This is a genomic window from Ramlibacter sp. PS3R-8, assembly GCF_037572435.1.
Classification (GTDB): Bacteria; Pseudomonadota; Gammaproteobacteria; order Burkholderiales; family Burkholderiaceae_C; genus Ramlibacter.
The window spans coordinates 147,595-167,238 of sequence record NZ_JBBHGT010000006.1 but is presented as its reverse complement, the minus strand read 5'-3'; the positions used below and the strand labels follow the sequence as shown (position 1 = coordinate 167,238).

Here is a 19,644-nt window from a genome sequence, read left to right as displayed (position 1 = left end):
GGGTGCGCCTTCGCGCAACCCGGCCTACGAGGCCGAAAGGGACCTGCGGTATTGCACGGCCTCCGCCACATGCGCAACCTCGACGGTCGCTGACGCCGCGAGGTCGGCGATCGTGCGGGCCACCTTCAGCACGCGATGGGTCGAGCGCGCGCTCCAGCCGAGGCGCGCCGCCGCCATGCGCAGGAAGTCCCCCGCGGCGGCACCCAGCGCCACGTGCAGGTCGAGTGCTTCGCCTTGCAGTGCGTGGTTGGCGGCGCCTTGCCGCTGCACGGCGCGCGCACGTGCCGCCGTGCAGCGCGCCTGCACCGGCGCGGTCGGCTCGCCCGCCGGCGCGTCGAGCAGTTCCGCCGGCGCCAGCGCCGGGACTTCGACGTGCAGGTCGATGCGATCGAGCAGCGGTCCGCTCAAGCGGCCTTGGTAGCGCGCCACCTGCTCCGGCGAGCAGCGGCAACTGCGCCCCGACCCGAGCCAGCCACAGGGACACGGGTTCATCGCCGCCACCAATTGGAAGCGGGCCGGGAACTCGCTGCGGCGCGCCGCGCGGGCGATGGTGATGCGGCCGGTCTCGAGCGGCTCGCGCAAGGCCTCCAGCGCCTGGCGCGGAAACTCCGGCAGCTCGTCGAGGAACAGCACGCCGTGGTGCGCCAGCGAGATCTCGCCCGGCCGCGGCGGCGAGCCGCCGCCGACCAGCGCCACCGCGCTGGCCGAATGGTGCGGCGCGCAGGTCGGCCGCTGCGCCCAGTGCTGCAGGGAGAAGCGGCCCGCCAGGCTGGAGACCGCCGCGCTTTCCAGCGCCTCGGCCACCGTCATCGGCGGCAGCAGGCCGGCGAAGCGTTGCGCCAGCATCGACTTGCCGGCGCCGGGCGGCCCGACCAGCAGCACCGAATGCCCGCCTGCCGCCGCGATCTCCATGGCCCTGCGGGCGCCCGCCTGGGCCTTCACGTCCGCCAGGTCCGGATAGACCGCCGCTGTGGAGGGTGTCCCGGTCACCAGCCGCGTCCAGCCGTCCGTGGGCTCCGGCGCTTCGGCCCCTTCCACCTGCGGCAGGAAGTACCGCACCACGTCCAGCAGGTGCCGCGCCCGCACCACGTGCGCGCCCGGCACCAACGCAGCCTCTTCGGCGCTGGCGGGCGGCAGCACGAGGCGCGCATCCACGCCGCCCGCATGCAGCGCCAGGCTGGTGGCCAGCGCGCCGCGCACCGGCCGCAACTCGCCCGACAAGGAAAGCTCGCCGGCGAATTCATGGCCGGCCAGCCGGGCCGCGTCGATCTGGCCGCTGGCCGCCAGGATGCCCAGCGCGATGGGCAGGTCGAAGCGGCCGGAGTCCTTGGGCAGGTCGGCCGGCGCCAGGTTGACGGTGATGTGCTTGTTGTGCGGGAACGCAAGGCCGCAGGTGAGCAGGGCCGAGCGCACGCGCTCGCGGGCCTCCTTGACTTCCGTGTCCGCCAATCCGACCAGCCTGAAATTGGGCAGCCCGTTGGACAGGTGGACTTCGACGGTCACGGCGGCGGCCTCCAGGCCGAGCAGGGCCCGGCTTTGCACCAAACAAAGGCTCACGGCGGGGCTCCTCCCTATTCAGGTGCGCGATGGAAGCGGCTGCGCGTTCGGGCGTCGCGCCGGCACCGGGGTGGTGCAGGCCATGCCAAGGCCGAGCCATCTCGTTCTTTACAACGCCCGCCCGCGCGACGCGCGGACGCCGCGCCCCTCTTTCTGGTGGATGGCACGCCTCCTGCTATCAGGGGCTGCATCCCACAAACGAACGGAGAGATTCCTACATGAAAGCCAAACTTGCCGTGCTGTTGTCCACCCTCGCCGCGTCCGGCGCGGTCGTGGCGCAGGCCCAGCCCGCAGCAGCGCCGGCGCCCGATTACACGCTGTCCTTCAACGTGGGCGCCGTCACCGACTACCGCTATCGCGGCATCTCGCAGACCCGCCTGAGCCCGGCGATCCAGGGCGGCGTGGACTTCGCGCATTCGAGCGGCTTCTATATCGGCACGTGGGCTTCCAGCATCCGGTGGATCAAGGATGCGGGCGGCGACGCGAACGTCGAAGTCGACGTGTATGGCGGCTACAAGTACGCGTTGGGCGCCTTCGCCTTCGACCTCGGCGCGCTGCGCTATCTCTACCCGAGTTCGGGCCTCACCCCGAACCCCGACACCACCGAGATCTACCTGGCCGGCACCTGGGGTCCCGCCACGCTGAAGTATTCGCATGCCGTCACCAACCTGTTCGGTTTCGCCGACAGCCAGAACAGCAACTACGTCGACCTGTCCGCCACCATCGACACGGGGTTCTGGGGCCTGACGGTCACGCCGCACATCGGCTACCAGCACGTGCACAACAATTCCGCTGCTTCCTATACCGACTGGGCCATCACCCTGGGCAAGGACTTCGGCAATGGCCTGACCGCCACCGCCGCCTATGTCGACACCGACACCAACAGCTATCGCGGCGCGGAAAACAAGAACCTGGGCAAGGCCACCTTTGTGCTCGGGATCAAGTACGCGTTCTGAAGTTCAGAAGGAGCCAGCATGAAACTCGTCACCGCCATCATCAAACCCTTCAAGCTCGACGAAGTGCGCGAGTCGCTCTCCGCCATCGGCGTGCAGGGCATCACCGTCACCGAGGTCAAGGGCTTCGGCCGCCAGAAGGGCCACACCGAGCTGTATCGCGGCGCGGAATACGTCGTCGACTTCCTGCCCAAGGTGAAGATCGAGGCGGCGGTGGCCGACGACCTGGTGGAGCGCGTCATCGAGGCCGTCGAAGGCGCGGCCCGCACCGGCAAGATCGGTGACGGAAAGATCTTCGTGTACGACCTGGAGCAAGTCGTGCGCATCCGGACCGGTGAGACCGGCAAGGAAGCCCTCTGAAAACCCATTCACACACGCAAGAGAGACACGTCATGAGGAAATTTCTCGCATCCCTGGCCATTGGCCTGGGCCTGATGATCGGCAGCGTCGCCGCTGTCGCGCAGACGGCCGCGCCAGCGGCCGCTCCTGCCGCTGCCGCGCCTGCCGAATCAGCACCTGCTGCCGCGGCCGCGGCGCCCGCCGCAGCAACGGCGGCGCCGGCTGCTGCAACTGCCGCCGCTCCCGCTCCGACGCCGAACAAGGGGGACACCGCCTGGATGACGATCTCCACCGTGCTGGTGCTGCTGATGATCCTGCCCGGGCTGGCGCTGTTCTACGGCGGCCTGGTCCGCAGCAAGAACATGCTGTCGGTGCTGATGCAGGTGTTCGCCGTCAGCTGCATGATCTTCGTGCTGTGGGTCATCTACGGGTACAGCGTGGCGTTCACGTCCAGCAACCCGTTCATGGGCAACTTCAGCAAGATCTTCCTGTCGGGGATCACGCCGGACTCCGTCGCCGCCACCTTCAGCAAGGGCGTGGTGATCCCGGAACTGACGTTCGTCGCCTTCCAGGCAACCTTCGCCGCCATCACCTGCGCGCTGATCGTCGGCGCCTTCGCCGAACGCATCAAGTTCTCCGCGGTGCTGCTGTTCTGCGCGATCTGGTTCACGTTCGCCTACCTGCCGATCGCCCACATGGTGTGGTACTGGGACGGCCCGGATGCGATCACCGACGCCAAGACCCTCGAGACCGTGACCGGTGCGGCCGGCTGGTTGTGGGCCAAGGGCGCGCTGGACTTCGCGGGCGGCACGGTGGTGCACATCAACGCCGGTGTCGCCGGCCTGGTGGGCGCCTACCTGGTGGGCAAGCGCATCGGCTACGGCAAGGAATCCCTCACGCCGCACAGCCTGACCCTGACGATGGTCGGCGCCTCGCTGCTGTGGGTGGGCTGGTTCGGCTTCAACGCCGGCTCCAACCTGGAAGCCAACGGCGTCACGGCCCTGGCCTTCGTCAACACGCTGGTGGCCACCGCCGCCGCGACGCTGTCGTGGATGGCCGGTGAGGCGCTCTCCAAGGGCAAGGCCTCGATGCTGGGCGCTGCGTCCGGCGCCGTTGCCGGCCTCGTGGCCATCACCCCGGCGTGCGGCTTCGTCGGCCCGATGGGCGCCATCGTCATCGGCCTGCTGGCCGGCCTGATCTGCCTGTGGGGTGTCAACGGCCTCAAGCGCCTGCTGGGCGCCGACGACTCGCTGGACGTGTTCGGCGTCCACGGCGTGGGCGGCATCCTGGGTGCGCTGCTGACCGGCGTGTTCGCCGCGCCCTCGCTCGGCGGCACGGGCATCTACGACTACGTTGCGAACAAGACCAACCCGGAGTACTCGATCGGCGGCCAGGTCTGGATCCAGTTCCAGGGCGTGCTGACCACGATCGTCTGGTCCGGTGTCGTCGCCTTCATCGCCTACAAGATCGTCGACCTGCTGATCGGCCTGCGCGTCACCGAAGAGGAAGAGCGCGAGGGCCTGGACATTTCCAGCCACGGCGAAACCGCCTACAACCGCTGAGGTTCGTCCCCGGCCGCGGTGGCACGCCGCGGCCCATGTGGACGCAAGGTCTCCTTTGGATGTTGGGCCCGCTTCGGCGGGCCCCTTTTTTTTGCGTGGCGCTATCCGTCGTCACCGTTGGGACCATCCCGCGGCCTGGAGCCCGGGCCAACCCTCTGTCCGAGGCTTCGTGACCGGTGTGATACTCCCCCCCTTCGGCCGACCCTCGCGGCCCCGACAATCACAACAGGAGACATCCCGCATGCGTGCAAGACTTCTCGCGGCGCTCACCGGCATCGCGCTTTTCGCCCTGGCGGTCCCCGCCGCGCATGCGCAAGCCTGGCCGTCGCGCGGCCTGCGGATCGTGGTTCCGTTCGCCCCGGGCGGATCGACGGACATCTTCGCGCGCCTGGTCGGCGACCGCCTGGCAACGGCGCTCGGCCAGCCCGTCGTCATCGACAACCGCCCCGGCGCAGGCGGCAACATCGGCGCCGACGCGGTCGCCAAGGCGCCCCCCGATGGCTACACGCTGCTGATGGCCACGACCGGGGTCATGGCGATCAACAACGCCATGTACAAGAACCTCAGCTACGAAGCCGAGAAGGACCTCAAGCCGGTGATCTACATCGCGTCGATCACCAACGTGCTGATCGTGCCGGCGGACTCGCCCTTCAGGAGCGTCGCCGACGTCACCGCCGCGGCGAAGGCGGGGCCCGGCAAGGTGTCGTTCGCTTCGTCGGGCTCCGGCTCGTCGACGCACATGTCCGCCGAATTGTTCCGCCTGATGACGGGCACCGAGTTGCTCCACATCCCGTACAAGGGCAGCGGCCAGGCGATGCCCGACGTGATCTCCGGCCGCGTTTCCATGATGTTCGAGAACATGCCGGGCGCCGTCGGCCAGATCAAGGCCGGCACCGTGAGGGTGCTCGCGGTCACCGGCGCGCAGCGCACGCCGGCACTGCCCGACGTGCGGACGGTTGCGGAATCGGGAGTGCCCGGCTACGAGTCGCTGTCCTGGAGCGGCATCGCCGTGCCGGCCGCGACGCCGCCCGAAGTGGTCGCCCGGTTGAATCGTGAAATCAACGCCATCCTGGCCGGCCCCGACATGAAGCAGAAGCTGGCGGAGCAGGGCGCCGAGGCGGTGGGCGGCACGCCGGAAGCGTTCAGCGCGCACATCGCCCGCGAGCGGCAGAAGTGGTCCAAGGTCGTGCGGGATGCCGCCATCGTCGTGAACTGAATAACTTTGCGGGTCGGGTCTTCAGCCCTGACCCCACCCATCCAAATGTTTCTTTCGAAGCGCGTCGACCGCGCCCGGATCTCCGCTTCCGCAGCGTCGGCCCAGCGCACGCGAGAATTGCGTGCCGCCGGCGTCGACATCATCGGCCTGTCGCAAGGCGAACCTGATTTCGCGACCCCCGACCACGTGATCGAGGCGGCCTACCGCGCGATGCGCGAAGGCCAGACCCGCTACACGCCGGTGGATGGCACGCCGGAGCTGAAGGAGGCGATCGTCGCCAAGTTCCGGCGCGAGAACCGCCTGGCGTTCAAGCCGGAGAACATCTCCGCCGCCGCCGGCGGCAAGCAGATCCTCTACAACGCGCTGATGGCGACGCTGGATCCGGGGGACGAAGTCGTCATCCCGGCGCCCTCGTGGGTGGCCTACGCCATCATCACGGAGTTCGCGGAGGGCGTGCCTGTGTGGGTGCGCACCGGGCCCGGCAACGGTTTCAAGATCACGCCCGCCCAACTCGAAGCTGCCATCACGCCGCGCACCAAGTGGCTGATGTTGAACTCGCCTTCCAACCCCTCCGGCGCGGTGTATTCGCCGGAGGAATTGCGCGGGCTCGCCGCCGTGCTGGAGCGCCATCCGCACGTGTGGATCATGGCGGACGACATGTACGAGCACATCGTGTTCGACGGCCGCCGCTTCGTCTCGTTCTCCGAGGCTTCGCCGCAGCTGTCGGACCGCACGCTGGTCGTGAACGGCGCGTCGAAGACCTATGCGATGACGGGATGGCGCCTGGGCTACGGGGCCGGCCCCGCGACGCTGATTCGTGCGATGGCGCGGATGCAGGCGCAGTCCTCGCTGAACCCTTCGTCGATCAGCCAGGCCGCGGTGGTCGCCGCGCTCAATGGTCCCCAGGACATCGTCGTGCAGCGCTGCGCGGAATTCCAGGTGCGCCGCGACAAGGTGATGCCGCTGCTCGAGGCCATCCCCGGTTTGTCGTGCACGCGGCCGGATGGCGCGTTCTACATCTACATCTCCTGCGCGGACTGGATCGGAAGGCGCACGCCCGCAGGGCAGGAACTCGCGACCGATGTGGATGTCGGCGCGTACCTGCTCGAGTCGGGCGTCGCCGTGCCCGAGGGCACCGGGTACGGCCTGTCTCCCTACTTCAGGGTGTCGTTCGCCACTTCACTGGACAAGCTGGAAGAGGCGTGCCGGCGGATGGATGCAGCGGCACGCAAGCTCGCTTGACGCAGCGTCCGCGCAGTGGCGGTTTTCCACGGCGCGGAGCACAATGCCCAGCGGGTGAACACGGAAGGCTCGACATGCTGCAGCGACGCACATTCGTATCCGGACTCGGCAGTGCGGCGGCGTTCCTCTGGACCGCCGGCCCCGCGCGGGCGCAGCGCCCGGCGCATCCGATCGCGCGGCCACCGGGCGTGCGGGCGGCAGGAGCGATCGTGCGCGGCCGTTTCGGCCCGGACTCCGGCGTGGCGTCCGGCGCGCTCCCCGGTGTGTATGTCGTGGTCGCCGTGGACTCGAACGCCAACACGCTGCGACTGCGCGACGAAGCGGGCCGCACCGCCGACGTGTACGTCAGCGAGCGCATGATGGACCTCGACTCCCTGAAGCCGGGTGACGAGGTGGAGGTCGACTTCGCCGTGCCGGGACCGGGGAGCACCCGGCTCGAGGCCGCCGTCATCTGGAAATTGCAGCCCTGAGGCGTTCGCCCGCGCGCTCGTCCGACGCCCTGTCAGCGCAGCATCCGGGCGATGAGGTACCCGATTGAAAATGCGGCGGCCATGGAAGTCAGCGGCTTGCGCAGCGCGCCGGCGCGCAGGACGCCAAGCGCCTCGGCGCCGGAATTCCCCAGCCTCGACGTGCTGTTCTTGCGCGCCACGATGAACGTGTTGATGCGCTCGCCATCGGGTGCGCCGTCCAGCGGCGCCACGCTGGCGGCGGGAATCACGGCGACCGGCTCGTCGCTGTCGATGTGAGGCACCGGGATGGCGGTGGAAGGGTTGTGGGTGGCGGTTGGTTGCATGATGGTCGCTGCTCGAAGGTGTTGCCAGACCCTATGGCGTGCAGCCGGACCGCGGTGTAGGCTCCGGGCTTCACTTGCAATCGGGGGACTTGCCATGTTCCGCTTCGCCGGCGCAACCATCGCGTTGCTCGCAACATTGGCTGTGGCAGTGCCGGCGCATGCCGCATTTCCCGAAAAGCCGATACGGTTCGTGGTGGCGTTCCCTCCCGGCAGTTCGACCGACATCGTTGCCCGCCTGGTCGGAGAACAGGTGTCCGCCGCCCTGGGGCAACCCGTCGTCGTCGAGAACCGGCCGGGCGCAGGCGGAAACATCGCCACCACCGCGGTCATGAACGCCGCTGCCGATGGCTACACGGTCCTGATCCACAGTGTTGCCTACAGCGTCAATCCGAGCATGTTCGCCAACGCGGGCTACCACCCGCTGAACGACCTGCAGCCCGTCGCGATGGCCGCATTCACGCCCAACCTCCTGTACGTGCATCCGGACGTGAAGGCGAACACCCTGGCCGAATTGCTGACGCTCGCGCGCGGCAGCAAGATGGCGTACGCGTCCTCCGGCCACGGCACCACTACCCAGCTCGGGGCCGAACTGCTGTTCAGGGAACTGGCCAAGGTGGACATCACGCACGTGCCGTTCCAGCCCGCGACGGCCACCAATGCGGTGGTGAGCGGCCAGGTGCCTATTGCATCGACCTCGATGCCGCCGGCAGTGCCCTTCGTCAAATCCGGCAAGGTCCGTGCGCTGGCCGTCACCTCCCTCAAGCGCAGTCCCGCATTGCCGGACGTGCCGACGGTCGCCGAGTTGGGATACAAGGATTTCGAGGCCAACACGTGGGTCGCCGTTTTCGCGCCGGCCAGGACGCCGCCGGCCGTGCTCGATCTCCTCAACGCCGAGATCAACAAGGCGGTCGCGACCCGGTCCGTGCAGGAGCGCTTTGCCACTTTGGCGCTCGAAGCCGGGCCCATGGACCGTGCGCAGCTGCGAGGCTATGTCGAATCGGAAGTCACCAAGTGGGGCAAGCTGGTGAAGACCCTCAACATCAAGGCAGAGTAGAGACGCCGAGACCGGCGCCGCATCTGGCGGCCGGCAACGGCTGGCAGAATCCGCGCAGCATGAGCCGCCTGTCCCTGATCCGAACCAGGATCTACCGCACCGTCGCCCGCCAACTGCATGGCTCCGTTCCGTGCTGGCTCTGCGGCCAGCAGGTGGAGGCGCAGGACGCCACGCTGGAACACATCAAGCCCCTGTCCGAGGGCGGCAGCAGCCACATCGAAAACCTGGCGATCAGCCATGCGGCCTGCAACCATGCCCGGCACGCCAAGGCGCCGCGCCCGGCGGGGGACTGACGAACATTCAAGCCGAAGGGATGGTCACGACGAGCAGCCCGAGGTTGTTGTCGTTCGCGACCAGGTCCACCAGCGGGGTGGGCTGGGTGGAACAGGAGAGCAGCAGGGACGTGTCGGTATGCGGCCGGTCCTCGTCGCAGCTTGCCTCCGCCAGCAGGATGTAGCGCCCGGGTGCCGTGGGCGGATTCGGAGGAAGGTCGAAAGTGAAGGCCTGCCCGAGCGGTTGGGTTTTCCCGGGGATCGTGTTCGGTCCCGCCGCGCCAACCGCCGTGCATGGCGCCCATGTGCCTGGGGACCAGTCCGGCGGATTCGCATTCGCCGGCCACGCTGCGACCCACAGGCGGACCTGCACATTGTTCGCCATGGCCGGGCCCCGGTTGCCCACCCGCACTTCGACACGCCCGTTTGCGGTGGGGTACTTGATTCCGGCACGAGGGTCGGCCTGCCATCGGGGCGGCGCGGCGCCCGCGGCCTGCCAGTGCAGCGGCACCGGGACATAACTGCCAGGTCCGAAATCCGTGGCGTCACCCATGCCCGCATCGATCGTGGGCCGGCTGCTCTGGATGTAGATGTCGACGTTCTCGGGGGAGCCGGGGCCGTTGCCCGCGCCATAGAGCCCTTGCGCCTCGAAGGCCCAGCGAATGACCTTGCCCAGGGTGCCGCCCACGCGCGTGTAGTTCTCTTTCTTCCAGGTGATGTTCCAGAGGCCGGAGTGCCGCTGCGCCTGCCGCAGCCAGTGCACGAACTTCGCAGGCGTGGAGGTGGCCTGGATCCGCGCGTCCCCCATCAGCTGCATGGCCTGCATGATCAGGTACAGCGTGTAGTGCGATGCGCGGCGGCGGTCGTCGAGGCTGCCCGGCGGTGCGCGATGGACGGCGTCGCCGCCGATGCAGCGATACAGGCGAAAGAGGGAGGACGACAGGATCTGCTCGCTCGCGTAGCCCTTGCGCCGCGGGTGCGAGGCATCCGGGACAGCCGCCAGCGCCTGGTGCATCGTGCCGGACCAACTCCAGCCGTGCGCCGCGCAGCGGTTGTGCAGGCGAGGAATGAACACGAAGGGGAAAGTCAGGCCACGCCGCGCGTCCTGCAACAGCGAGTCGGGATCGCTGGCAATCGCCGCCATCGCATCGCCGGGACTGTGGGCGAAGCGGAACTCGAGCTCGCCGGTGCTCGCCACCAGCAGCACGTGGCCGAACTCGTGCCACATCCAGCGCTTGTCGATGCCGATGCCCATGGGTATGGCCGGGCTCGCCGGACCTCCGGCAGCCCAGCGTGCCCGGTTCCGAACCCGCAGGTCGCCCCCGGCGAGGTGGATGTTGATGGCCGGACCAGGGTTGTTCCAGCGGATGGCGTCGGCCGGCCAGCCGTCCGGGATCACCCGCGCGTTCACCGTTCGACCGTCCTTGCCCGGCCCGGGCGAGATGCCCGATCGGTAGAAGATCCTGATCTCCGGCGCGGTGAGGCGAAAGTAGTTGGCCGGCGACCAGCCATAGGCCTGCAGGCGTCGCACCAGTTCGCGGGTATGACGGAACGCCTGGATCGCCGATGCATCGTCGCTGATGACGGCCGGCGCTCCCGCGTTCAGGGAGACCTTCCTCACCAGGGGCGGGTTCTGCACCTTCCCGTCGGCCTTCACGAAGCGAGGGCAGCACAGGACCTGCACCAGCGGCTTGGCGGCCCCGGGTGGATGGCGGTATTCCAGCGGTCCCTGGGGGACGCCCGGCAGGATCGGTTCGGGGGTGCGGCGCGTGGCGAGGTCGTTGCGGGTCGGCCTCACCAGCTGCCCGGTGGCGGAGCTCGGGTCGGCGTCGAAGACCTGCGTGTCGCCCACGGCGTCGGCGACCAGGGCTGCGACATGGGTGATGCTTTCCGTCGTCGGCAAGGCGGTGCCGCCCGAAGTCAGCATCGTCACCGCGTGCGGCACCTCCAGGCCGTCGATGCGGCGCAGGCCGATGCCACGCCTTTCGATCCACCACTGGTCCGGTGACGCAGCGAAGCGCACGCCCCGGATCGCTACGTCGTCCAGCGTGGCTGCGCGTGCGATGGTGGCGAGCGAAGCGGGATTCCGGAACAGGCTGTCGACGTCGAACATGCTGTTCAGGACAGCCAGGCGGGGCCCGGAAGGGACCGACTTCCAGACGCCGTAAGGCAGCGCCGCGGACACACCGAGGAAGCTGGCTTTGCGCTTGTTGCCGTCCTGGCGCAGACGCGTTGCCAGCGCGAGGCCGAAACCGGATCCAAGATAGTTGTCCTTGCCGAACCGGTCGCAGGCGAAGAGCACGGCGACCTGGTCCCAGGCAGGCGTGGAGCGGAGCGATCCCCGGGGACCACTCGCGGACTGGTGCGTCGCCGGATCGTCGAACGGCAACCAGCCGAAGAGGGGATGCGCGCCGCTTGCCGGGTCCATCGCTTCCCGCCAATGCGGTGGCAGCTGCAGCTCGTCCGCGATGAACGACTGCGCACACAGCGCTTCCACGTAGGCGTGGGCCGCCTGGCGCAGCTCGGTGTCGGTGTCATCGGCGACCATGACTTCGAAGGGATCGTTGAAGTGCTCGACCAGCACCGATCGCGCACTCGCTTCGGACTCCACCACTTCGATGTGCGTGGCATCGCGTAAGGGTCGCCAGGCCATGGTGGCGCTCCCGCTCAGACCGGCCACTCGGCCTGGGCACGGACAATCACGGCATCCAGGCTCGGGCAGTCGATCTTCTTGTTGGCGCGTGTTTCGTGAAGGAGCGTATGCCACAGTGTCGCGGCCAGGTGCCGCCCTGCAAAGGAGTCGGACGCGTAGTGAGCGCCCAGGCGCTCGCGGTTCTTGGCCAGGCGCGCTGCAAGCCACAGCAGAGGCGCGTTGATCGGCTGGGTGCCGTCCAGGTCTTTCCTGACCACCGCCATCCCCGTCTGGGTCTGCAGCGTTACCGGATCGGTCACGGACTTTCCGAACCGTTTGAGCAAGCCCGGAATCTCCAGCAGCAAGAGCGCGATGAAATGCCCCGCAGTGGAATGGCCGCTGGGGAAAGCGGGATGCGCCGGCGGGCCGAACGGCAGCGCCAGCGCCGGGCAAAGCACGGAGGGGCGCACGCGCTTGTAGAGGCTCTTCCACCGCATGTAGGCAACGTTGGTCATCGCGAGGCCGCAGTTGATCAACTCGATGGTCCAGGGATGACGCACGCCGTCCGCGCCGATGAAGGCGGTCATGTAGTCGGCAAGGCCGTCGGCCTGCGCCTCGATCTCCGCGAGGTAGCGCTCCCGGTCGTCCGTCATCAACTGCTGCAGCTGCACGATCTCCGCCTTGATCGCGGCAGTGCCCGCGGCCGTGGCCGGACGCCAGGCCAGGTCTCCGGGTTCGATCCAGTACATGGACGGCGCCGCCGCCTTCGTCTCCAGGAAGGTCGTGCTGTCCGCTCCCCAGCGCTGGGACTGCACTGCCATCTCGCGTGCGGCCATGATGGAAGGCCGTGACGTGTCCATCCCCTTCAGCCACTCGCCCAGCTGCGGATCGAAATTGTTCAGGCTCCAGAAGCGCAGCGCCGGGTCCCAGTCGCCCGTTTGCCACTCCATGGCTGCGGGGCCCGCATAGGGGTCGATGAAGACATCGAACAGGAAGGGCGGATTCCCGGCGTCGTCGGGCGTGATGTCCAGTGCCCAGGGTCGGTAACGGAGTTCGCCCGGCGTGGCGTAGTAACTGCGCGGATACCCCACGGCGGCACCGGCACCGGCGCCTGCGCCTGCGCCAGCTCCTGCGCCTGCACCAGCGCCAGCACCGGCTCCCGCACCGGCACCGGCACCCGCGCCAGCACCTGCGCCAGCACCGGCGCCTGCACCCGCTCCTGCGCCCGCACCGGCCCCTGCTCCCGCGCCGGCGCCCGCGCCGGCCCCCGCACCCGCTCCTGCACCTTGAGCCATGGCAACCCTCCAGTCTTTCTGCAGAAATCCTGTGTACAGCTCAGCGATCAGTCGGGCAATCCGGCGGCGCGCAACCCCTCCCCTAATCGGGCGAGGTCGTCCGGGCGACGCAGCGGGTACCACTGAACGAATGTGCTCACGCGAAAGTGGGGCTCGGTCGCCAGCAACTGCCGGCCCACCGCCCTCGCGCCTTCCTCGTCGCCGGACAGCGCCAACGCGGCGGCCAGAGTGCGCATGGCAGGCAGGAAGCGAGGGTTGGCCCGGTGCGACTTGCGGCACCACGCGATGCATTCACCATAGCGGCCCGCGCCGAATTCGGCGATGCCGGCGACGATCCAGAAGTAGAAGTTCATCGGATCGTAAGGATTGAGGCGCCAGACGTTCTGCAGGCGGGAGACCGCATCGTCGGTTTCGCCCAGGTAGGCGCGCGTCAGTGCGCTCATGCCCCAGGCGAACGCCGAATTCTCGTTCAGCGACAAGGCGCGGTCGTACAGGTCGTTGGCCAGCTCCAGGTTGCCGCCGACGAAGGCCTGCACATGGGCCGCGACGCAGAGGACGAACGGATCTTCCGGGTCGAGTTCGAGCGCTCGCTCGGCCGCGGCGAATGCGCGTGCGCGGTCGCGCGCCGGATCCGTGGAGCGGTTTTCCCCGAAGACGAAGATCAGGCGCCAGGCCATGTACGCGTGGGCCTGGGCGTAGCCCGGGTCCAGCGCGATCGCGCGTTCGAGCAGTTCCTCGGTCTCACGGAAGCTGTCGTCGGTGAAGCGATACAGCCGCGACATCGCCTTGAGCACGGAGTCGAAGGCGTCCAGGCTCTCCGTGGGCCGCTCGCCGGCGCGCGCCGCTTCCACCGCGCGCAGCCGCGGCTCCAGCGCGCCGATGACGCTGGCCGCGATGCGGTCCTGGAAGTCGAAGACGTCCCCGCCGCTGCCGTCGAACCGTTGCGACCACAGCGAGCGGTTCTCGGTCATGTCCAGCAGATCGACCTTGATGCGAAGGTGGTCCTGGTGGCGCCAGACGCTGCCGTCCAGCACGAAGCGCACGTCCAGTTCCGCGGCGATCTGGCGCAGGTCGGTGTCGTTCGCCCGGGTGGCATAGCGCAGCGTGGAGTTGCGGGCGATGACGTACATCGACCGGCTGCAGGACAGCCCCGTGATGATCTGGTCGGTGATGCCCTCGCCGAAGTACGCGTCGCCGAGGTCGCCGCTGCCGTTGCGAAACGGCAGCACGGCCAGCGTCGGCCGCGACGTCCACTGCAGGTGCGGCTGCGGCATCAGTTGCACCACGCCGCTGTCGAGCCACTGGATCTCGAACACCCGCACCGGCTTGGCGATGTTCTTCATGGGCGGCGTGCCCAGGTCGCGGAACTTCAGCGGCAGGCGGTTGGTGACGAACTCGCGCACGCTCGCGGTGATGACGATCTGCCCGGGCGCGCCGGCCTGGTGGATGCGCGCCGCGATGTTGACGCCGTCGCCCTGGAGGATGCCGTCGTCGTCGATCAGGTCGTCGACGTTGATGCCCACCCGCAGGTGCAGCGCGAACGGGTCCGCCTTGTCCTGCAGCGCGTGCTGCACCCGCTGGATCTGCGTGGCCCACTGCACCGCGTTCACGGCGCTGCCGAATTCGATCAGCACCGCGTCACCCGCGATCTCGGCAACGCGGCCCCCGTGTTGCAGGATCAAGGGTTCCATCACCTGCGTGCGCAGGTTCTTCCAGCGCCGCACCGTCTCGGCGTCGTTCACGGCAATGAGGCGCGAATAGCCGGCGACGTCCGCGAAGGCCACCGCGGCGAGACGGCGCCGGATCGACGGCGTCACCTCGGCGGCGTCTGCAGGGTTGGCGGCCGTGTCGTTCATTGTGCGAATGCTGTCGAGCAAGGGCGCGACGCTTTCCGACAGTATGGTCACTGACCGTGTGGCGCACAAGGGCTGGTGGCGCCCTGGCCCGATCTCAGCCCATGCGAACCAGGCGTGCCGCTTCTTCCATGCGCGCATCCTCGATCTCGCGCAGCACCGCGGTCAGGTCCACGGCGCCGGGCGCGCGCTCGTAGCGGCCCGTCAGGGACATGTCCGGCACCAGCAGGCCGGCGGCGTAGAGCGACCAGATCTCGGGACCGTACCGCGTGGCCAGCAGGGCGGGCGCATACTGGCCGAAGAAGGCGCGCAGGTTGTCGACGTCGCGCAGCAGCATGCGCGGGGCGTGGTTGTTGCCCGCCGCATCCACCGCCTGCGGCAGGTCGATGATCACCGGTCCATCGCCCGCCAGCAGCACGTTGAACTCCGACAGGTCGCCATGGATCACGCCGGCGCACAGCATGCGCACCACTTCGCCGATCAGCGTCGCATGGTGCTGCAGCGCTTCGGCCTCGGTGAAGCCGAGGTCGTTCAGCCGGGGCGCGGCGTCCCCGTGCGCGTCGGCCACCAGTTCCATCAGCAGCACGCCGTCATGGAAGTTGATGGGCCTCGGCACGCGCACCCCGGCTGCGGCCAGCCGGTACAACGCATCGACCTCCGCGCTCTGCCACGCGGCTTCCAGCTGCTTGCGGCCATAGGTGGTGCGCTTGGACATGGCACGCGCCTGGCGGCTGTTGCGGACGGTGCGGTTCTCCGTGTAGTCGACGGCCTGGCGAAAGCTGCGCTTGTGCGCTTCCTTGTAGATCTTGGCCGCGCAGGTTTCGTCGCCGCAGCGCACGACGTACACGTCCGCTTCCTTGCCGCTCTTGAGCTGGCGGACGACGCTGTCGATGAGGCCTTCGGCCAGGAGAGTCTGCAGGCGGGGAGGTGTCTTCACCCCCCGATTGTCAGGGCAACGCGCGCGGCACCGACGGCGCCACGCTCAAGGCTCTCCCAGCACGTGCAAAACCAGCGCGCACCGCTGGCCGCGCCGTCGCAAGATATGGGCGCATGCGGCATCGTAGAGCCGACGAACGCGACCCATGTCTCCGATGAACGACACGGATGCGCACCTGCACGCCAAGGGACATCACAACCGACGGTCCGGCTCCTACACTGCGTGCATGGTTGATGAGCTTCAAGAGGAACTGGAACAGCTGCGGCTGACCTACGCGACCTCCCGGCCGGCGGCGCGGCTCGGTGTCATCCGGCAGCGGCTGGCACGGGCGCAGGCCGAGTTCGGACCCACCCGCCTGGTGACGGTGGTGTCGGCGGTGGAGGCACTGGCGCGGTCCCTCGTCGTCCACGCTCCCGGTCGGCCGGCTTCGAGTTCGCATTTCCGGTACGAGCAGGTTTGCATGCAGGCGCCGCTGGACCTGGTCGAAGGTGCGCTGCGGCTGTACGGGGCGGACCCCGCAGTCGATCTGTTCGGCCAGGAAACCTGGCAGTTGTTCGAACTCGCTCACCGGTATCGCAACCTGGTGGTCCATGAGTGCACGTATCCCGACCAGGACAAGTACCCAGCCCTGGTCGCTGCGTGCGAGCGGGTGCTGCAAGGCCTGGTGACCGCCGGCGGACTTCCCCGCCTGGTCGCCGCGCAAGCCTGAGAGGCGTTCCAGGCAGGCTCTCCGGGCCGTCGGGCAGAATGTCCGAAAGGCCAAGGAGACACGCGCGATGATCGAATTGCAGGCGGGCGGTTTGCGCTGCGCAGTGGAGCCGGAGCTCGGCGGCTGCATCACGGGGCTGTGGCTGGGCGACGAGCCGGTGCTGCGGGCCACGCCGACAGCGCAGCTGACCACCGCGCGCCTGTCCGCGTGCTACGCGCTGGTGCCGTTTTCCAATCGCATCGGACACGCCAGCCTGGTGTGGCAGGGCACCCAGCATCCGCTGGTGCGCAACAACGGCGACGAGCCGCATGCCATCCACGGCGTCGGCTGGCAGCGGCCCTGGTCGGTGCTCGACGAAGACGCCGCGTCCGTGATGCTGGCCTATGAGCATCGCGCCGATGCGTCGTGGCCTTTCGCGTTCGATTGCTCGCACACCTTGCGGCTCCAGCCCGGCGCCCTGGAGTTGACGCTGGCCCTCACCAACCAGTCCCACCAGCCCGCGCCGGCCGGCCTGGGCTGGCATCCCTTCTTCGTCAAGCGGCCCGGCAGCCACATCGCCTTCCATGCGACCGGCCGCTGGGAGATGGGGGCCGACAAGCTGCCGGTCGGCCGCTCGGCCTCGCAGGGCATCGATGCCGACTGCGCTGGTGTGGACGTGGACCATTGCTACGACGGCTGGGACGGCATCGTGCGGCTGCGCGACGACGTGTTGCATGTGAACGTGCGGTCGGGGCTCACGCGGCTGGTGGTGTTCACCAACCCGTCGCGCGAGTTCGTCGCCGTCGAGCCGGTCAGCCATGTCAACAACGCCGTGCAGCTGGTCGCATCGGGTTCGGCCGCCGCCGACCTGGGCCTGGCGACCCTGCAACCGGGCGAGACGATGATGGCGCAGATGTCGATCGAGGTGGAGGCCGTGCGGTGATCGAAGCCCTGGTCGACCGTGTCCGCAACGCCGCTGCGCAGGGCACGGCGCTGCGCATCCGCGGCGGCGGCACCAAGGATTTCTACGGCGAGCGCACCGAGGGCGAGTTGCTGGAAACCGGCAGCCTGCGCGGCATCGTCAACTACGAGCCGAGCGAGCTGGTGGTGACGGTGCGCGCCGGCACGCCGCTGGCCGAGCTGGAAAGCGCCCTGATGCAAAGCGGGCAGGGCCTGCCGTTCGAGCCACCGCATTTCGGCGCGGGCGCCACCGTCGGCGGCATGGTCGCGGCGGGACTGTCCGGTCCGGCGCGCGCCAGCGTCGGCTCCGCGCGCGACTACGTGCTGGGCTTGAATCTCGTCAACGGTCGCGGCGAGGAGCTGGTGTTCGGCGGCCAGGTGATGAAGAACGTCGCGGGTTACGACGTCTCGCGCCTGATGGTCGGCGCCATGGGCACGCTGGGCCTGATCACCGAGGTCAGCCTGAAGGTGCTGCCCGTCGCGCCGGCGGAGGCGACATTGCGCTTCGAGTTGCCGCAGGCGCGTGCGCTGCAACAGCTCCATGCATGGGGCGGCCAGCCGCTGCCGCTGAACGCCAGCCGTTGGCACAACGATGCGGGCACCGGCACGCTGTTCCTGCGGCTGCGCGGCGCCGCCGCGGCCGTGCAGGCGGCTTGCCGGTCGCTCGGCGGCCAGCGCATCGACGACGCGCAGGCGGCGCAGGAATGGATCGCCTGCCGCGAGCAGCAGCTGCCCTGGTTCGTGGCCCGGGCCGATCGCGACCTGTGGCGCTTGTCCGTGCCGCAGACCGCGCCGGTGCTGGACCTTCCCGACGTCCCTTTCGTCGAGTGGCACGGCGGGCAGCGCTGGGTGCGCGTCGCACCGGCCGACGCGGCGCGGGTGCGCGACACCGCGCTGGCCGCGGGCGGACATGCCACCTTGTTTCGAACCGCGCGCACGGATGCCACCGGCCGCATGACACCGCTGGCCCCGGCCATCGCCTCCATCCACGAGCGGCTGAAGCAGCAGTTCGACCCGGCCGCCATCTTCAACCGCGGCCGCCTTTACGCGCACCCCTGATGCAGACCCACCTTTCCCCGGAATTCCAGGGCACGTCCGAAGGCGCGGAGGCCGAAGCCATCCTGCGCAAGTGCGTGCATTGCGGCTTTTGCACTGCCACGTGCCCCACCTACCAGATCCTGGGCGACGAGCTCGATGGCCCGCGCGGGCGCATCTACCTGATGAAGCTGGTGCTGGAGGGCGAGGAGCCCACGCGCAAGACGCAGTTGCACCTGGACCGGTGCCTCACCTGCCGCAACTGCGAAACGACGTGCCCGAGCGGCGTCGACTATGGGCGGCTGGTCGACATCGGCCGCGCCATCGTCGAGCGCAAGGTGCCCCGCGGCACCGGCTCCAAGGCGCTGCGGTGGGCGCTGAAGGAAGGGCTGACGTCGCCGCTGTTCGGGCCGGCGATGAAGGTGGGGCAGGCCGTGCGCGCAGTCTTGCCGCAGCGGTTGCGCGAGAAGGTGCCGGCGCGCCAGGACGCGGGTGCGTGGCCGACCGCCACGCACCCGCGCAAGGTGTTGATGCTGGCCGGCTGCGTGCAGCCCTCGATGATGCCCAACATCAACAGCGCCACGGCGCGCGTGCTCGATGCCGCCGGCATCCAGACCGTCGTCGCCAGCGAAGCGGGGTGCTGCGGCGCCGTGAAATTCCACCTGAACGACCAGGAAGGCGGCCGCGACCACATGCGCGCCAACATCGACGCGTGGTGGCCGTATGTCGAGCGCGGCGAAGTCGAGGCGATCGTCATGAACGCTTCCGGCTGCGGCGTGACGGTGCGCGAGTACGGGCACTTCCTGCAGCACGATGCGCAGTACGCCGAGAAGGCCCGGCGGATCGGCGAGCTCACGCGCGACCTGAGCGAGATCGTCGCCGGGCTCGTGCCGCGGCTGCAAGGCAAGGTGCGCCCGCGCGCCGGCCTGTTCGCGTTCCATCCGCCCTGCACCTTGCAGCACGGCCAGAAGCTGCGCGGCGGCGTCGAGCAGACGATGGCAGCGCTGGGATTCGAGGTGCGCGTGTCCATGAACGAGTCGCACCTGTGCTGCGGCTCGGCCGGCACCTATTCCGTGTTGCATCCCGAGATGGCGCACACGCTGCGCGACCGCAAGCTCGGCCACCTGAAGGCGCTGGAGCCGAAGGCCATTCTTTCGGCCAACATCGGCTGCATCCAGCACCTGCAAGGCGGGACGCGCACGCCGGTGCGGCATTGGGTGGAGGTGCTGGACGAGGCGCTGGTGGCGGGGTAGGGT

18 protein-coding genes are annotated in these 19,644 nt (G+C 68.9%); 12 read left to right on the top strand and 6 right to left on the bottom strand.

The annotated features are described in order from the left end of the window. Positions 1-24 precede the first annotated feature (24 nt). On the bottom strand, positions 25-1,557 hold the full coding sequence (locus WG902_RS19170; RefSeq protein WP_340061803.1) for a YifB family Mg chelatase-like AAA ATPase: 1,533 nt from the start codon (positions 1,555-1,557) through the stop codon (positions 25-27). A gap of 218 nt (positions 1,558-1,775) precedes the next feature. Between WG902_RS19170 and WG902_RS19165 the strand changes: the two genes are divergently transcribed. The 6 genes from WG902_RS19165 (at position 1,776) to WG902_RS19140 (ending at position 7,339) form a co-directional block, all read left to right on the top strand. Beyond that, entirely contained in the window at positions 1,776-2,513 is a 738-nt protein-coding gene (locus WG902_RS19165) for a TorF family putative porin (RefSeq protein ID WP_340061802.1), read from the top strand. 18 nt (positions 2,514-2,531) lie between these two features. Continuing rightward, positions 2,532-2,870 (top strand): P-II family nitrogen regulator, encoded by a 339-nt coding sequence (gene glnK / locus WG902_RS19160; RefSeq protein WP_340061801.1) that lies wholly within the window; start codon positions 2,532-2,534, stop codon positions 2,868-2,870. 32 nt (positions 2,871-2,902) lie between these two features. Beyond that, positions 2,903-4,411 carry an ammonium transporter gene (locus WG902_RS19155; protein ID WP_445263709.1) on the top strand — a complete coding sequence of 503 codons (1,509 nt, stop codon included), beginning with the start codon at positions 2,903-2,905 and terminating at the stop codon, positions 4,409-4,411. A gap of 241 nt (positions 4,412-4,652) precedes the next feature. Further along, positions 4,653-5,627: a Bug family tripartite tricarboxylate transporter substrate binding protein gene (locus WG902_RS19150; protein ID WP_340061800.1), complete on the top strand. Its 975-nt coding sequence runs from the start codon at positions 4,653-4,655 to the stop codon at positions 5,625-5,627. A 45-nt stretch (positions 5,628-5,672) separates the two neighbouring features. Continuing rightward, a complete protein-coding gene (locus tag WG902_RS19145; RefSeq protein WP_340061799.1) occupies positions 5,673-6,869 on the top strand; it encodes a pyridoxal phosphate-dependent aminotransferase in 1,197 nt (398 codons plus the stop codon). Between the two features lie 74 nt (positions 6,870-6,943). Then, positions 6,944-7,339, top strand: a complete 396-nt coding sequence (locus WG902_RS19140) for a hypothetical protein (RefSeq protein ID WP_340061798.1) — start codon at positions 6,944-6,946, stop codon at positions 7,337-7,339. A 32-nt stretch (positions 7,340-7,371) separates the two neighbouring features. On the opposite strand, the gene WG902_RS19135 is transcribed toward WG902_RS19140, so the two are convergent. Then, the gene (locus WG902_RS19135) at positions 7,372-7,662 is read right to left on the bottom strand and encodes a hypothetical protein (RefSeq protein WP_340061797.1); all 291 of its coding nucleotides are present in this window, start codon (positions 7,660-7,662) and stop codon (positions 7,372-7,374) included. 94 nt (positions 7,663-7,756) lie between these two features. Between WG902_RS19135 and WG902_RS19130 the strand changes: the two genes are divergently transcribed. Together WG902_RS19130 and WG902_RS19125 are read left to right on the top strand one after the other, a co-directional pair. After that, positions 7,757-8,716 carry a Bug family tripartite tricarboxylate transporter substrate binding protein gene (locus WG902_RS19130; protein WP_340061796.1) on the top strand — a complete coding sequence of 320 codons (960 nt, stop codon included), beginning with the start codon at positions 7,757-7,759 and terminating at the stop codon, positions 8,714-8,716. 59 nt (positions 8,717-8,775) lie between these two features. Next, positions 8,776-9,009, top strand: coding sequence for an HNH endonuclease (locus WG902_RS19125; protein WP_340061795.1), 234 nt, complete (start codon positions 8,776-8,778; stop codon positions 9,007-9,009). 7 nt (positions 9,010-9,016) lie between these two features. On the opposite strand, the gene WG902_RS19120 is transcribed toward WG902_RS19125, so the two are convergent. From WG902_RS19120 to WG902_RS19105, 4 genes are all read right to left on the bottom strand, one after another. Further along, positions 9,017-11,641 (bottom strand): hypothetical protein, encoded by a 2,625-nt coding sequence (locus tag WG902_RS19120; protein WP_340061794.1) that lies wholly within the window; start codon positions 11,639-11,641, stop codon positions 9,017-9,019. A gap of 14 nt (positions 11,642-11,655) precedes the next feature. After that, positions 11,656-12,711 carry a phosphatase PAP2 family protein gene (locus WG902_RS19115; RefSeq protein WP_340061793.1) on the bottom strand — a complete coding sequence of 352 codons (1,056 nt, stop codon included), beginning with the start codon at positions 12,709-12,711 and terminating at the stop codon, positions 11,656-11,658. Positions 12,712-12,962: 251 nt separating this feature from the next. After that, entirely contained in the window at positions 12,963-14,771 is a 1,809-nt protein-coding gene (locus tag WG902_RS19110) for an adenylate/guanylate cyclase domain-containing protein (protein WP_340061792.1), read from the bottom strand. 94 nt (positions 14,772-14,865) lie between these two features. After that, positions 14,866-15,705, bottom strand: coding sequence for a PA4780 family RIO1-like protein kinase (locus WG902_RS19105; RefSeq protein ID WP_340061791.1), 840 nt, complete (start codon positions 15,703-15,705; stop codon positions 14,866-14,868). A 226-nt stretch (positions 15,706-15,931) separates the two neighbouring features. On the opposite strand from WG902_RS19105, the gene WG902_RS19100 reads away from it, so the two are divergent. The 4 genes from WG902_RS19100 to glcF all read left to right on the top strand — a co-directional run bounded on the left by WG902_RS19100 (position 15,932) and on the right by glcF (position 19,641). Beyond that, complete coding sequence (locus tag WG902_RS19100; protein WP_340061790.1) at positions 15,932-16,414, top strand: hypothetical protein; 483 nt, start codon at positions 15,932-15,934, stop codon at positions 16,412-16,414. 67 nt (positions 16,415-16,481) lie between these two features. Then, the gene (locus tag WG902_RS19095; protein ID WP_340061789.1) at positions 16,482-17,336 is read left to right on the top strand and encodes an aldose 1-epimerase; all 855 of its coding nucleotides are present in this window, start codon (positions 16,482-16,484) and stop codon (positions 17,334-17,336) included. Then, positions 17,333-18,412, top strand: a complete 1,080-nt coding sequence (gene glcE / locus WG902_RS19090) for a glycolate oxidase subunit GlcE (RefSeq protein WP_340061788.1) — start codon at positions 17,333-17,335, stop codon at positions 18,410-18,412. Before WG902_RS19095 ends, glcE begins: the two co-directional genes overlap by 4 nt. Beyond that, complete coding sequence (gene glcF, locus WG902_RS19085) at positions 18,412-19,641, top strand: glycolate oxidase subunit GlcF (protein ID WP_340061787.1); 1,230 nt, start codon at positions 18,412-18,414, stop codon at positions 19,639-19,641. Before glcE ends, glcF begins: the two co-directional genes overlap by 1 nt. Positions 19,642-19,644 lie beyond the last annotated feature (3 nt).